The sequence below is a fragment of the Mycobacterium fragae genome (assembly GCF_002102185.1).
Classification (GTDB): Bacteria; Actinomycetota; Actinomycetes; order Mycobacteriales; family Mycobacteriaceae; genus Mycobacterium; species Mycobacterium fragae.
Genome location: NZ_LQOW01000006.1, coordinates 47,142 through 60,975 on the forward strand (window position 1 = coordinate 47,142; position 13,834 = coordinate 60,975).

A 13,834-nucleotide genomic window follows, 5' to 3' on the forward strand; every position below is an offset into this window, starting at 1 on the left:
TGAGAATAGTATTCTCACAAATTGCGAAGGAGGATTCCATGGGCCAGTTGTCGCATCGGGAGGACGTCCCGTTTCCGATCTTTGACGCAGACAATCATCTCTACGAGCCGCCGGAAGCGCTGACCAAGTTCCTGCCCAAGGAATACAAGGACTTCGTCCAGTACGTGCAGATCAACGGGCGTACCAAGATCGCGCTGCGCGGCGTGATCAGCAACTACATTCCCAACCCGACCTTCGAGGTCGTCGCCCGGCCCGGTGCCTGGGAGGAGTACTTCAAGTACGGCAACCCTGAGGGCAAGAGCAAGCGCGAGCTGTTCGGCGAACCGATGCGCGCGATCCCGGCGTTCTTTGAGCCCGGCCCACGCCTGGAGAAGATGAACGAGCTCGGCCTGGACCGCACCCTGATGTTCCCGACGCTGGCCAGCCTGATCGAGGAGCGGCTGCGCGATGACCCGGTCGCCACCCACGTCTTGATCCACGCGCTCAATCAGTGGCTCGACGAGGTCTGGGGCTTCAACTACCAGAACCGGATCTTCACCACCCCGGTCATCACCCTGCCGATCGTCGAGAAGGCGATCGAGGAGCTGGAGTGGGTGGTCAAGCGTGGCGCGCGCGCCATTTTGGTCCGCCCGGCGCCGGTCCCCGGTTTCCGCGGGCCCCGGTCGTTCGCGCTGCCGGAGTTCGACCCGTTCTGGGAGCGGGTCGTCGAGCACGACGTTCTGGTCGGCATGCACTCCAGCGACAGCGGCTACTCCCGCTACACCTCCGAATGGGATGGTGCCGACCAGGAGATGCTGCCGTTCCAAACCAATGCGATGAGCATCCTCAACGAGTGGCGGCCGATCCAGGACTCGGTGGCGTCGTGGGTGATCCACGGCGCGCTCTACCGCCACCCCAAGCTGAAGGTCGCAATCGTCGAGGCCGGTTCGAAGTGGATGACCCCGCTGCTGGACGGTCTGGCCGAGGTTTTCCGGAAGTCCCCGGAATCGTTCCCGAGCGACCCCGTCGAGATGGTGAAGAACCGCATCCACGTCAGCCCGTTCTTCGAGGACGGCATCGACGATCTGGTCAGCCTCGTCGGCGTGGATCAGGTGTTGTACGGCTCGGACTGGCCACACCCGGAAGGGCTGGCGGAGCCGACGTACTACGTCAACGCGCTGTCTCATCTGTCCGTCGACGACCAGGCAAAGATCATGGGGGGCAACCTCGGTCGGCTCGTCACGGTGTGACGCAACCTCCTTTACCGTGGCAGACCATCCCCGAGATGGTCTTGAGCGCGGCGGACCGCTTCGGTGATGCGGAGGCGGTCGTCGACGGTCCGCTGCGCCTCACCTTTGCTGAGCTGGTCCAGCGAATCCGTTGCGCCGCTGGCGCATTCGCTGACCACGGTGTCGACAAAGGTGATCGGGTAGCGATCTGGGCGCCCAACTGCGCCGAGTGGATCATCGCGGCGTTCGGGCTGCTCACCGCCGGCGGCGTGCTGGTTCCGGTCAACACGCGGTTCAAAACGGAAGAAGCGGGCGACATCATCGCACGCAGTAAAGCGAAAGCCGTGCTGGTGCAGAAGGAATTCCTGGGCCAGGACTACGCCGCACCCGCGGGTATACCGGTGATCGATCTGAAATCCGAATTCCTCTCCGGCGGTTCGCCGTTCCAGCGGACGGTGAGCGGCACCGACATCGCCGACATCATCTTCACCTCCGGCACAACTGGCCGGCCAAAGGGGGCGATGATGAATCATCAACAGACGCTGCGGATGTACGAAGAATGGGCCACGCTCGCGGACCTTCGTGAGGGCGACCGCTATTTGATGATCAACCCGTACTTCCACACCTTCGGCTTGAAAGCGGGACTCATCGCGGCCTTTTTGCGCGGCGCAACGATGCTGCCGGTCGCCGTGTTCGACCTTGACTCGGTGGTGGAACTCATCGCACGCGAAGGTATCACGATGCTGCCCGGCCCGCCGACGCTGTACCATTCGCTGCTCTCCGTGCGCGACAAGGCCAAGCTGTCGACGTTGCGGGCGGGCGTGACCGGCGCCGCAGACATACCGGTCGAGCTGGTGCGCCGCATACATGGCGAACTGCCCTTCCAGACGTTGATGACCGGCTACGGGCTCACCGAGGCCGGCAACGTAACCTTGTCGCGGCCCGGCGATTCCTTCGAGGACGTCGCCAACACCGCGGGCCTGCCCTGTGAGGGCGTTGAGGTGCGCATCGCCGACGACGGCGAGGTACTGGTTCGCGGATACGGTGTGATGCAGGGGTATTTCGACGATCCCGTCGCAACGGCGCAGGCGGTCGACGCTGAAGGCTGGTTGCACACCGGTGATATGGGTACGCTGAACGCGGCGGGTCGGCTGCGGATCGACGGGCGTAAAAAGGACATGTTCATCGTCGGCGGGTTCAATGCCTACCCGGCCGAGATCGAGGGCTTCATGCTGGAACACCCGGCGGTCGCCCAGGTCGCGGTGATCGGTGTTCCCGACGAGCGTCTCGGCCAGGTGGGCAAGGCCTTCGTGGTGCCCAAAAGCCCGGTGTCCGAAGACGATTTGATCTCCTGGTGCCGCGGGCGGATGGCAGGGTTCAAAGCACCGCGCTCTATCGAGTTCCTCGACGAGCTTCCGCTGAACGCCACCGGCAAGGTGATGAAGGACCAACTGCGGTGAGCGTCGCAGAGCCTCTGCAGTCGATGGTGATCGCATCGGATTATCGCGTGCCGGACCCGGAGCGGGTATGGCCGCTGCTGCAGCGTCGTAAATCGGCACTGGCCGACATCGGTGCCCACCACGTGCTGCTCTACAAGTCGACCGATGACTATGGACGCGTCCTGGTGACGATCGGCCTGCGCAGCCGGGAGCCGATTGTGGAGTTGCTCCGGTCTCGGGTGTTCTTCGACTGGTTCGACGCGGTCGGCGTCGAAGACATTCCGGCGGTCTTCGCCGGCGAGATCGTCGAACGCTTCGATTCCAACGCACCGTCGCCCCCGAATGCGCCGGGCGTCGTGGTGGCCGCGATCGCGTCGGTCGACGACGTGTCCGTGTTGACCTCCGAGATCCGCGGTGCCCTCGAACGATTCAAAGCTGCGGGCATCCGGCAAACACGGATCTTCCGGGCGTTCGACGACGGGCACGAAGTGCTGATCCTGCAGGAGATCGACGACGAGAACCGCGCGCGGCGCTGGATCGAGCATCCCGACGTCGTGGCGCACTGGATGACGCAGGCGGGGATGGGTGCCTACCCGCCGCTGTTCGTCGGCCGATTCGTCGACATGATGCGGATCGACGAATGAACGGACCACGGCGTGTACGTGTGCCTGTGTAACGGCGTCACCAGCCAGGTCGTAGCCGACGCCGTCGCAGCGGGGGCATCGACCACCAACGCGGTCGCCCGGACATGCGGTGCCGGCGCCGACTGTGGGCGCTGCCGGCGAACGCTACGCCGGCTCATCGACGCGCACTACCGTCCGCTGACGTGGGCCGAACCAGGTCGGTGAGCAGGTCGGGGATGTCGAGGCGCGGCACCACCGCCTCGATGAGCACCATCCGGTCCTGATGCTCGGCCGCGGCGATGAAGGCGTCGTCGAGCTCGCCGTAGGTTTGCGCCCGAAATGTCAGATGATTGGTCACGCCGAGCGCGTTGGGAATATCGGCCCAACTCCAGCGCACAATGTCGTTGTAGGGCGCGGTTTTTCCGTGAATCATCCGCTCGACCGTGTAACCGTCGTTGTTGACCACCACGATGACCGGCGAGAGCCCCTCACGGGAGAACACACCCAGCTCCTGCACGGTCAGCTGCGCGGCCCCGTCGCCGATCAGCAGCACCGGCCGGCGTTCCGGACTAGCCAGCCCGGCTCCCAACGTCGCCGGCAGCGTGTACCCGATCGAACCCCACAACGGTTGGCCGATAAAGGTAACTCCGCGGGGAAGCCGGTGAGCGGCCATGCCGTAGAACGACGTGCCCTGATCGGCGATCACCACATTCCCCGGCGTGAGTGCGTCGCAAAACCTGTCCCACAACACTTTTTGGCTCACCGGATGGTCGCGGCTCGGAGTTTCGGTGGGCCCGTCGTCGGACGCGGACACGACCGGCGGCGAGGTGATGCCACGACGAGCGAGGATCGTGGTCAGAGCGTCGAGTGCTGCCTCCATCTCCAGCGGCGCGAACACCTGATTGCCTACCGTGCTCTGCTGCACTCCGACGTCGATGGTCCTGGCAGGATCGATGCGCTGGCTGAAAAACCCGCTGACCATGTCCGTGAACACCACTCCCGCGGTCACCAGCACCGGCGCCTCTTCGATCGCCCGACGAACCGGTTCCGGGCTGGCGGCGCCTGAATAAATTCCCAGGAATTCCGGCGCGCTTTCGTCGACGAGGCTTTTGCCCCACATCAGCGTGGCGTGCGGCACCACGTCGGCGGCCAGCAGCGCCTCGAGGTGAGAAACTGCATGCAGACGATGGACCAGGAAGTCGGCAAGCACGGTCAACTGGTGATCGGCGATGAGTTTGGTTGCGGCTTCGGTAAATAGCGCAAGCGCCCGCGGGCTGGTGCCGCCGGTGTAGCGCGGCAACGGTGCAGCAGGCCGCTCGGTTTCAAAGCGCGCCACATCGGTGGACAGCAGCAGATACCCGGGCCGCTTCTGCTCGCGCACCTCGCTGAGCACCCGGTCGATTTCCCTGGTGGCCGTGGCCGGCATGAGATTTGCTTGGGCGCAGGTGATTTCCCGGCTTATCCGCAGAAAGTGCTCGAAATCACCGTCGCCCAGCGAATGATGCAGGGCGCGACGCGTGCCCTGTGCGTCTTTGGACGGCCCGCCGACGATGTGCACCACCGGTACGTGCTCTGCATAGCTGCCGGCGATGGCGTTGGCTACCGACAGTTCGCCGACTCCGAATGTCGTTACCACAGCGGACATTCCACGTAGCCGGCCATATCCGTCGGCGGCGTAGCCGGCATTGAGCTCGTTGGCGTTACCGACCCACCGGATGTCGGGGTGCGCGATGACGTGGTCCAGGAATTCGAGGTTGTAGTCGCCGGGAACACCGAAGACGTGCCCGACGCCGAGTTCTGCGAGACGGTCGAGCAGATAGTCACCGACGGTGTAGGGGGATTCGAGCGGGACAGTCACCTTAACGACGTTACGCCCGGCCGAAAACACTGCCGGCGAGACGCCGTCTCGCTATCGTCCGAACATGGCAATCAAGGAATCGCGCGAAGTGGTCATCGAAGCGAGCCCGGAGGAGATTCTCGAGGTCATCGCTGATCTCGAGTCGCTGACCGAGTGGTCTTCGGCGCACCAAAGCTCTGAGGTGGTCGAACGGGGCGACGACGGACGGCCCAGTGTCGCCAAGATGAAAGTCAAGGCGGCGGGCATCACCGACGAGCAGGTGGTCGCTTACACGTGGGGCGAGAACAACGTGAGCTGGACCTTGGTCAGCGCGGGCCAGCAGCGTGCGCAGGATGCGACATACAAGCTGATACCGGAGGGTGCCAAGACCCGGGTGAAGTTCGAGATCACCATCGACCCGCTGGTGCCGTTGCCGGGGTTTCTGTTGAAACGCACGATCAAGGGCCAGGTGGATACCGCGACCGAGGGACTGCGCGAGCGAGTGCTCAGCGTAAGGAAAGGGCGCGGCTAGAACTCGCGGCCCGTGTCCGCGGCAGCGGAAGCCAATAAGGAATGCGCTGTGCGTAGCGCTCGAACGCCGACCCGTAGATGCGACGAAAGCGCGCTTCTTTTAACAGCGGGCCCATAAGACAGTAAGTGGTCAACGTGATCGCGACGACGAGCTGATCCGGGGTCCACGTTGGGACAGTCCACAACGTGAGAGCGAATGAGACGTAGATCGGCTGGCGGATGAGTCGAAAGAGCCCGGTTTCGGGCATCGTCGGATAGCGCGGCTTTGAGTTGCGCAGCAGGGCGACCCACCCCAGGCTCCCCGTCTGCAGCGCAAGTCCCGCGTCGAACATCGCTTTGCCCAGCAATAGCCAAGACGCCGCGTAGAGGACCGTCAGAACCGCAAGGGCCACTCCATGTGCCTGCCACCAGATCGTCCGGCTGGCAGACCACAACGCAAACAGTGCGAAGGTCTGCAGGGAGGCGATGATGACGAAGGTCGTCGACGAGAGGGCGCCTCCCGTGCTGACCGGCGCGAGACGAACGAGCCAGGCTCGTCCTCTTCGGGTGAGCAGGAACGAATGCAGGATGGGGAACTGGGCGAGCAACACGGCATCGGCGATCCAGCTCCACGGCGCGGGCAAACCACCCAGCGATCGGCTCATGCCGAAAAACATCGCAGCGATCATCGTTGCCAACCCGAGCGCAAAACTCGCATGACAGACGACGCCGTAACAGATCGCGACGGCGGGTCGCTGCCGAGTCATTCAATGTCCACGAACCTCGGGCGGCCGTGGTTCAAGAAGACCCCTTGTAGGGTTGCGGCGATGAGCGCGAAGGGACCCCTGGCGGGGGTGAAAGTCATTGAACTGGGCGGCATTGGGCCAGGGCCGCATGCCGGCATGGTGCTCGCCGATCTCGGTGCCGACGTGGTGCGGGTCCGTCGCCCAGGCGGACTGACGATGCCGGCCGAGGACCGCGACCTGCTGCACCGCGGCAAGCGGATCGTGGACCTCGACGTCAAGGCGGCGCCGCGGGCGCTGCTCGATTTGGCCGCCAAGGCCGACGTGCTGCTGGACTGCTTCCGGCCGGGCATCTGCGAGCGACTCGGGATCGGTCCGGACGACTGCGCGGCGGTCAACCCGAGGCTGATCTACGCGCGCATCACCGGGTGGGGACAGGACGGGCCGCGGGCCAGCACAGCGGGCCATGACATCAACTACCTCTCGCAGACCGGGGTGCTGTCGGCGCTCGGCTACCGCGACCGGCCGCCGATGCCGCCGCTGAACCTGGTCGCCGACTTCGGCGGCGGTTCGATGTTGGTGCTGCTGGGCATCGCGGTCGCGCTCTACGAGCGGGAGCGGTCGGGGATCGGACAGGTCGTGGACGCCGCGATGGTCGACGGCGTCAGCATCCTGGCGCAGATGATGTGGACGATGAAGTCGACCGGCGCCATGCGCGACGAACGCGAATCGTTTCTGCTCGACGGTGGCGCCCCGTTTTATCGGTGCTATGAGACCGCCGACGGCAAGTACATGGCCGTGGGTGCCATCGAGCCACAGTTCTTCGCTGAATTGCTTGCAGGGCTGGGGCTATCCCCCGACGAGGTGCCCGGGCAACTCGACATCGGGTCCTATTCGCGGATGCGTGAGATCTTCACCGAGCGGTTCGCCTCCAAGACCCGCGACGAGTGGGCGGAGGTCTTCGCCGGCACCGATGCGTGCGTCACCCCGGTGTTGACGTGGACGGAAGCCGCCACCGACGCGCATCTGAGGGCACGCGCGACGGTGATCGACGCCAACGGTGTCGATCAGGCCGCGCCCGCGCCGCGGTTCTCCCGCACTCCGGCCGGATCGGTGGGTGCGCCGCCGCCCGCAGCCACGCCGTTGGACGAAATCGGTTGGTGATCGCGGATCTGCCGTCCAAGCCGGATCACGTTGCTACGTTGGAAGTAGTGGCCGTACGAGCATCGCGAGAAATCGTCATCGACGCGCCGCCGGAACCGATCCTGGAGGCGCTAGCCGATATCGGCTCGGTACCCTCCTGGTCCTCGGTTCACAAGCGTGCCGAAGTGCTCGACACCTATCCCGACGGTCGCCCGCACCACGTGAAGGTCACGGTCAAGGTGGTCGGCATCGTCGACACCGAAGTGCTCGAATATCACTGGGGCCCGGACTGGCTGGTATGGGATGCCGACAAAACCCTTCAGCAACATGCCCAGCATGTCGAATACACGCTGCAACGCGTGACAGACGACAAGACGCGGGTGCGCTTCGAAATCACCCTGGAGCCGTCAGCGCCGCTTCCGGAGTTTCTGGTCAACCGAGCCCGCAAAAAAGTTTTGAATGCCGCTACCGAGGGACTGCGCAGGCGGGTCATGGCCGCGGTTGGTGCGGATCGGCGGACATAGGTGCGAAGTGGCCGTACAAGCATCCCGAGAAATCGTCATCGAAGCGTCGCCGGAAGTAATCATGGAGGCGCTCGCCGACGTGAGCACGTTGACGGCGTGGTCGCCGGTCCACAAACGGATGGAAGTGCTGGACCGCTATGACGACGGTCGGCCTCATCACGTGCGGGCCACGATAAAGATCTTCGGGATGGTCGACAAAGAGATCCTCGAGTATCACTGGGGTCCCGACTGGGTGGTCTGGGATGCCGCGGCGACGTTCCAGCAGCACGGGCAGCACGTCGAATACACCCTCACGCGCGAGGGCCTCGACAAGACCCGTGTGCGCTTCGATATCACCGTCGAACCGTCCGGTCCGATCCCCGAGTTCATCGTCAAGCGGGCCAGCAACATCGTGTTGGGCACGGCAACCGAGGGCCTGCGCGAGCGCGTCATGGGCACCGAGAGCGCCCGTCGGCCGACATAACCGGTCCGTCCCGCAGCACCGCCAGCCGGCGGATCGCCTCGTCGAGGGTGTCGTCGCGCTTGGCGAAGGTGAAGCGCACCAAGTGATTCCACTCCTTGAAGTGCTCGGCAGCGGGATCGCAGAACGCCGCCAACGGGATCGCGGCCACCCCGACCCGCTGCGGCAGCGCTGCGCAGAACGCCGTGCTGTCGTCATGGCCCAGTGGACGCGGGTCCGCACACAGGAAGTAGGTGCCCGCGCTGTCGTGCACCTCGAATCCGATCCCGGCCAGTCCCCGCGCGAGCCGGTCACGCTTGTCCTGCAGGGCGGCCCGTAGCGCCGCCACCCAATCGTCCTCAGTGTTCAGCGCGTGCGCGACGGCCGGTTGAAACGGCGCGCCCCCCACGTAACTCAGATACTGTTTTGCCGACCGCACGCCAACAATGAGTTCGGCTGGCCCGCAAGCCCATCCGATTTTCCAGCCGGTGCAATTGAACATCTTGGCCGCGCTGGAGATGGTAACTGTCCGCTCGGCCATTCCGTCGAAGCCGGCCAGCGGCAGGTGGCGGTGCTCGTCGTATACCAGATGCTCGTAGACCTCGTCGGTGATGACCAGCAGGTCGCCTTGGATCGCGATCTCCGCGATGGCCGCCAGCTCGGTCGCGCTGAGCACCGTGCCGGTGGGGTTGTGCGGCGAGTTCACGATCAACGCCCGGGTGCGCGCTGTCACCGCACGGCGCAGCGCGTCGATGTCGAGGGCAAACCCGCGCCCGTCGGCCACCAGCGGCACGACTACCCGCTGCGCGCCGGCCATCGCCACCACCGGCGAATACGAGTCGTAGAACGGCTGGATGAGTATCACTTCCGAGCCGGGCTCGACCAGGCCGAGCACCGCGGCCGCGATGGCCTCGGTGGCCCCGACCGTCACCAGGATCTCGGTCTCCGGGTCATAGTCGACGCCGAAGTGCCTTTTCCGGTGGGCGGCGATGGCCTGGCGCAGCGGCGCGATGCCGATTCCCGGCGGGTACTGGTTGACGCCTTCCGCGATGGCGTCCTGAGCGGCCTTCAGCATGGCCGGCGGTCCGTCTTCGTCCGGAAAGCCCTGGCCGAGGTTGACCGCGCCGATGCGCGCGGCAAGCGCCGACATCTCGGCGAACACCGTGGTCGCGTAGGGCTGCAGTCGCGGCACCGTCATGACGGTCGAGCTTAAGACCCTCGAGGCTGGGCCCTCCCGTCGAGCGTGCGGCTGGCCGCACATTCGGCGCCGCCGAGCAGGCCAAGTTGCCCAACCAACAGGTTGGACGGGCGCCCTGTTAGGGTGGCGGTACGGATCCGAAACCTGGAAGAGGAATCAGCCATGTCCGAAGAAGCCTTCATTTACGAGGCCATTCGCACGCCGCGGGGCAAGCAACGCGACGGATCGTTGCACGAGGTCAAGCCACTGAGCCTGGTCGTCGGCCTGATCGAGGAGCTGCGCAACCGGTTTCCCGATCTGGACGAGAACCTGATCAGCGACGTCATCCTGGGTGTGGTCTCGCCGGTGGGCGACCAGGGCGGTGACATCGCCCGGGCCGCCGTGCTAGCCGCCGGACTGCCCGACACCACGGGGGGAGTGCAGCTCAACCGGTTCTGTGCGTCCGGACTGGAAGCCGTGAACACCGCTGCGCAGAAGGTGCGCTCGGGCTGGGACGATTTGGTGCTGGCCGGCGGCGTTGAGTCGATGAGCCGGGTGCCGATGGGATCCGACGGCGGCGCCATGGCGCTTGACCCGGCCACCAACTACGACCTCGGCTTTGTCCCGCAGGGCATCGGCGCCGACCTGATCGCCACCATCGAGGGCTTCTCCCGCGAGGACGTCGACGCCTATGCGCTGCGCAGCCAGCAAAAGGCCGCCGCGGCATGGTCGGGCGGCTACTTCGCCAAGTCGATCGTGCCCGTCCGCGACCAGAACGGCCTGCTGATTCTCGACCACGACGAGCACATGCGGCCCGACACCACGATGGAGGGTCTGGCCAAACTGAAGCCCGCCTTCGAAACCGTTGCGGCGCTGGGCGGTTTCGACGACGTGGCGCTGCAGAAGTACCACTGGGTGGAGAAGATCAACCACGTCCACACCGGCGGCAACAGCTCCGGCATTGTCGACGGTGCCGCTCTGGTCCTGGTGGGCAGTGAGAGCGCCGGAAAGGCGGTCAACCTTTCCCCGCGGGCCCGCATCGTGGCCACCGCCACCAGCGGCGCCGAGCCGACGATCATGTTGACCGGGCCGACCCCGGCCACCCGCAAGGTGCTCGACCGTGCTGGGCTGACCATCGACGACATCGACCTGTTCGAGCTCAACGAGGCGTTCGCCTCGGTGGTGCTGAAGTTCCAGAAGGACCTCAACATCCCCGACGAGAAGCTCAACGTCAACGGCGGCGCCATCGCGATGGGCCACCCTTTGGGCGCCACCGGCGCGATGATCCTGGGCACCATGGTCGACGAACTGGAGCGTCGGGGCGCTCGGCGCGCATTGGTCACGCTGTGCATCGGCGGCGGCATGGGCGTAGCAACCATCATTGAGCGAGTCTGAGAGGGTTTCGAACGGAAATGGCGGACAACACCATTCAGTGGGACAAGGATGCCGACGGCATCGTCACGCTGACTATGGACGACCCGTCCGGGTCGGCCAACGTGATGAACGAGGCGTACATCGAGTCGATGGGTAAGGCCGTCGATCGCCTTGTCGCCGAGAAGGATTCGATCAGCGGGGTGGTGATCACCAGCGCCAAGAAGACGTTCTTCGCCGGCGGTGACCTCACCGCCATGGTCAAGGCCCGGCCGGAAGACGCCGGTCAGTTCTTCGACACCGTGGAAACGGTCAAGAAGCAGCTGCGCACCCTGGAGACGCTGGGCAAGCCCGTCGTCGCCGCGATCAACGGCGCCGCGCTGGGCGGAGGCCTGGAGATCGCGCTGGCCTGTCACCATCGGATCGCCGCCGACGTCAAGGGCAGCCAGATCGGTGTGCCGGAAGTGACGCTGGGCCTGCTGCCCGGCGGCGGCGGCGTGACCCGCACGGTGCGGATGTTCGGCATCCAGAACGCGTTCGTGAACATCCTGGCGCAGGGCACCCGATTCAAGCCGGCCAAGGCCAAGGAGATCGGGCTGATCGACGAGCTGCTGCCCATGGTCGAGGAGCTGGTGCCGAGGGCTAAGGCCTGGATAAAAGAGGTCAAGGCCAACCCCGACGCGCACGTGCAGCCGTGGGATGCCAAGGGCTACAAGATGCCGGGCGGCACGCCGTCGTCGCCGGGGTTGGCGGCCATCCTGCCGTCGTTCCCGTCGAATCTGCGCAAGCAACTCAAGGGTGCGCCGATGCCGGCGCCGCGGGCCATCCTGGCCGCCGCGGTCGAGGGTGCGCAGGTCGACTTCGACACCGCCACCCGCATCGAAAGCCGTTACTTCGCCCAGCTGGTCACCGGCCAGGTCGCCAAGAACATGATTCAGGCGTTCTTCTTCGACCTGCAGCACATCAACTCCGGAGGCTCACGCCCGGACGGCATCGACAAGACCCCGATCAAGAAGATCGGTGTGCTCGGTGCCGGCATGATGGGCGCCGGCATCGCGTACGTCTCCGCCAAGGCCGGCTTCGACGTCGTGCTCAAAGATGTGAGCGTGGAGGCCGCGCAGAAGGGCAAGGGCTACTCCGAGAAGCTGGAAGCCAAGGCGCTGGAGAAGGGCCGCACCACCGAGGAGAAGTCCAAGGCGCTGCTGGATCGCATCACCCCGACCGGTGATGCCTCCGACTTCGCCGGCGTCGACTTCGTGATCGAGGCGGTGTTCGAGAACCAGGACCTCAAGCACAAGGTGTTCCAGGAGATCGAAGACATCGTCGAACCCGACGCGATCCTGGGTTCCAACACCTCGACGCTGCCGATCACCGGTCTGGCGACCGGTGTCAAGCGCCAGGAAGACTTCATCGGGATCCACTTCTTCTCTCCGGTCGACAAGATGCCGTTGGTCGAAATCATCAAGGGCGAGAAGACTTCCGACGAGGCGCTGGCCCGGGTGTTCGACTACACGCTGGCGATCGGCAAGACCCCGATCGTCGTCAACGACAGCCGCGGCTTCTACACCTCCCGCGTCATCGGCACGTTTGTCAACGAGGCGCTGGCGATGCTCGGCGAGGGTGTCGAGCCGGCCAGCATCGAGCAGGCCGGCTCGCAGGCCGGCTATCCCGCGCCGCCCTTGCAGCTCTCCGACGAGCTCAACCTGGAGTTGATGCACAAGATCGCGGTCGCCACCCGCAAGGGTGTCGAGGATGCCGGCGGCACCTACGAGCCGCACCCGGCCGAAGCCGTCGTCGAAAAAATGCTCGACCTTGGCCGCTCTGGCCGGCTGAAAGGGGCCGGCTTCTATGAGTACTTGGACGGCAAGCGCACTGGCCTGTGGCCGGGCCTGCGCGAGACGTTCAAGTCGGGCTCGTCGCAGCCGCCGTTGCAGGACATGATCGACCGGATGCTGTTCGCCGAGGCGCTGGAAACGCAGAAGTGCCTCGACGAAGGCGTGCTGACGTCGACGGCCGACGCCAACATCGGGTCGATCATGGGAATCGGCTTCCCGCCATGGACCGGTGGCACCGCGCAGTACGTGGTCGGTTACCCGGGCGGTAAGGACGGCTTCGTCGCGCGGGCTCGCGAATTGGCGGCCAAATACGGCGACCGGTTCCTGCCGCCGGAGTCGCTCACCTCTTAGCGCGCGACTACTGGCGCTGCAAAACGTAGCGGCGTGCCTCGAATCGGGCGGCGAATCGGCCGGCGATTCCGCCTTGAGGTGTCCACCGCGGTTCATCGGCAGCCGACAGTAACGCCCATGCCGGGGTGAAGCGGCGTTCGATCTCGGATTGCTCGACTCCCGGCGGTCCGATACGCCCGCTGCGTTTGAAAGCGATCATCAGCAGCTGTGCACCCTGGGCGGCGACCGCGCTCATCTCATCGACGTACAAGTCGCGATCGCCGTCGCTCATGCCGTGGAAGCAGCCGTTGTCCACGATCAGCTGGAAAGGCCCGTCGATTCCGGCCTGCCGCAAGTGGGTGACGTCTGCGTGCACGAAGTCGACGGCAGCGTCCGCGGCTTGGGCCTTGGCGCGTGCCTTGTCCAGGGCCTTGGGCGTGAAATCCACTCCGGTGACTTGCCATCCGTGTTGGGCCAGATAGATCGACGAGTCACCGGTGCCGCATCCGACGTCAAGTGCCGATCCTGGCGCGGTGTCGGTTCCCTCGACGAGCTCGCGAAGCGACGCCGAAAGCGGATGACCGTCCCACGGAGTGAACCCGATGCCGTAGAAGACCCGAAACAGCGCGTGTCGAGATGCCATTGCTTCACGGTA

Annotated in this window: 14 protein-coding genes; 10 read left to right on the forward strand and 4 right to left on the reverse strand. The window is 65.2% G+C overall.

All coding sequences use genetic code 11. The features are described from left to right. Positions 1-38: 38 nt before the first annotated feature. From AWC06_RS04220 to AWC06_RS04235, 4 genes are read left to right on the forward strand one after another with little or no spacing between them, the layout of a single operon-like run. The gene (locus AWC06_RS04220) at positions 39-1,229 is read left to right on the forward strand and encodes an amidohydrolase family protein (RefSeq protein ID WP_085194705.1); all 1,191 of its coding nucleotides are present in this window, start codon (positions 39-41) and stop codon (positions 1,227-1,229) included. Positions 1,230-1,264: 35 nt separating this feature from the next. Further along, entirely contained in the window at positions 1,265-2,668 is a 1,404-nt protein-coding gene (locus AWC06_RS04225; RefSeq protein ID WP_139819898.1) for a FadD3 family acyl-CoA ligase, read from the forward strand. Positions 2,669-2,691: 23 nt separating this feature from the next. Beyond that, complete coding sequence (locus tag AWC06_RS04230; RefSeq protein ID WP_085195103.1) at positions 2,692-3,291, forward strand: fatty-acid--CoA ligase; 600 nt, start codon at positions 2,692-2,694, stop codon at positions 3,289-3,291. A gap of 12 nt (positions 3,292-3,303) precedes the next feature. Next, complete coding sequence (locus AWC06_RS04235; RefSeq protein WP_085194709.1) at positions 3,304-3,495, forward strand: (2Fe-2S)-binding protein; 192 nt, start codon at positions 3,304-3,306, stop codon at positions 3,493-3,495. On the opposite strand, the gene AWC06_RS04240 is transcribed toward AWC06_RS04235, so the two are convergent. Next, the gene (locus AWC06_RS04240) at positions 3,446-5,128 is read right to left on the reverse strand and encodes an alpha-keto acid decarboxylase family protein (protein WP_139819899.1); all 1,683 of its coding nucleotides are present in this window, start codon (positions 5,126-5,128) and stop codon (positions 3,446-3,448) included. The genes AWC06_RS04235 and AWC06_RS04240 overlap by 50 nt on opposite strands. A gap of 64 nt (positions 5,129-5,192) precedes the next feature. On the opposite strand from AWC06_RS04240, the gene AWC06_RS04245 reads away from it, so the two are divergent. Beyond that, complete coding sequence (locus AWC06_RS04245; RefSeq protein WP_085194713.1) at positions 5,193-5,639, forward strand: SRPBCC family protein; 447 nt, start codon at positions 5,193-5,195, stop codon at positions 5,637-5,639. Here the strand turns inward: AWC06_RS04245 and AWC06_RS04250 are convergent. Continuing rightward, complete coding sequence (locus AWC06_RS04250) at positions 5,614-6,306, reverse strand: methyltransferase family protein (protein WP_227370983.1); 693 nt, start codon at positions 6,304-6,306, stop codon at positions 5,614-5,616. The two genes, AWC06_RS04245 and AWC06_RS04250, sit on opposite strands and share 26 nt — an antisense overlap. Before the next feature lie 138 nt (positions 6,307-6,444). Between AWC06_RS04250 and AWC06_RS04255 the strand changes: the two genes are divergently transcribed. The 3 genes from AWC06_RS04255 to AWC06_RS04265 are packed head-to-tail and all read left to right on the forward strand — an operon-like array spanning position 6,445 to position 8,490. Next, a complete protein-coding gene (locus tag AWC06_RS04255) occupies positions 6,445-7,524 on the forward strand; it encodes a CaiB/BaiF CoA transferase family protein (RefSeq protein WP_085194717.1) in 1,080 nt (359 codons plus the stop codon). 47 nt (positions 7,525-7,571) lie between these two features. Continuing rightward, positions 7,572-8,027 (forward strand): SRPBCC family protein, encoded by a 456-nt coding sequence (locus AWC06_RS04260; protein WP_085195105.1) that lies wholly within the window; start codon positions 7,572-7,574, stop codon positions 8,025-8,027. 7 nt (positions 8,028-8,034) lie between these two features. Continuing rightward, the gene (locus AWC06_RS04265) at positions 8,035-8,490 is read left to right on the forward strand and encodes an SRPBCC family protein (RefSeq protein WP_085194719.1); all 456 of its coding nucleotides are present in this window, start codon (positions 8,035-8,037) and stop codon (positions 8,488-8,490) included. On the opposite strand, the gene AWC06_RS04270 is transcribed toward AWC06_RS04265, so the two are convergent. Continuing rightward, positions 8,456-9,664, reverse strand: a complete 1,209-nt coding sequence (locus AWC06_RS04270) for a pyridoxal phosphate-dependent aminotransferase (protein ID WP_085194721.1) — start codon at positions 9,662-9,664, stop codon at positions 8,456-8,458. The genes AWC06_RS04265 and AWC06_RS04270 overlap by 35 nt on opposite strands. Positions 9,665-9,826: 162 nt before the next feature. Here AWC06_RS04270 and AWC06_RS04275 point away from each other — a divergent pair, with 162 nt between their 5' ends. Both AWC06_RS04275 and AWC06_RS04280 read left to right on the forward strand, forming a co-directional pair. Next, positions 9,827-11,038: an acetyl-CoA C-acetyltransferase gene (locus AWC06_RS04275; RefSeq protein ID WP_085195107.1), complete on the forward strand. Its 1,212-nt coding sequence runs from the start codon at positions 9,827-9,829 to the stop codon at positions 11,036-11,038. Between the two features lie 17 nt (positions 11,039-11,055). Continuing rightward, positions 11,056-13,200: a 3-hydroxyacyl-CoA dehydrogenase NAD-binding domain-containing protein gene (locus AWC06_RS04280; protein ID WP_085194724.1), complete on the forward strand. Its 2,145-nt coding sequence runs from the start codon at positions 11,056-11,058 to the stop codon at positions 13,198-13,200. Positions 13,201-13,207: 7 nt separating this feature from the next. Here the strand turns inward: AWC06_RS04280 and AWC06_RS04285 are convergent, their stop codons facing one another. Continuing rightward, the gene (locus tag AWC06_RS04285; protein WP_085194726.1) at positions 13,208-13,822 is read right to left on the reverse strand and encodes a class I SAM-dependent methyltransferase; all 615 of its coding nucleotides are present in this window, start codon (positions 13,820-13,822) and stop codon (positions 13,208-13,210) included. Positions 13,823-13,834: the final 12 nt, after the last annotated feature.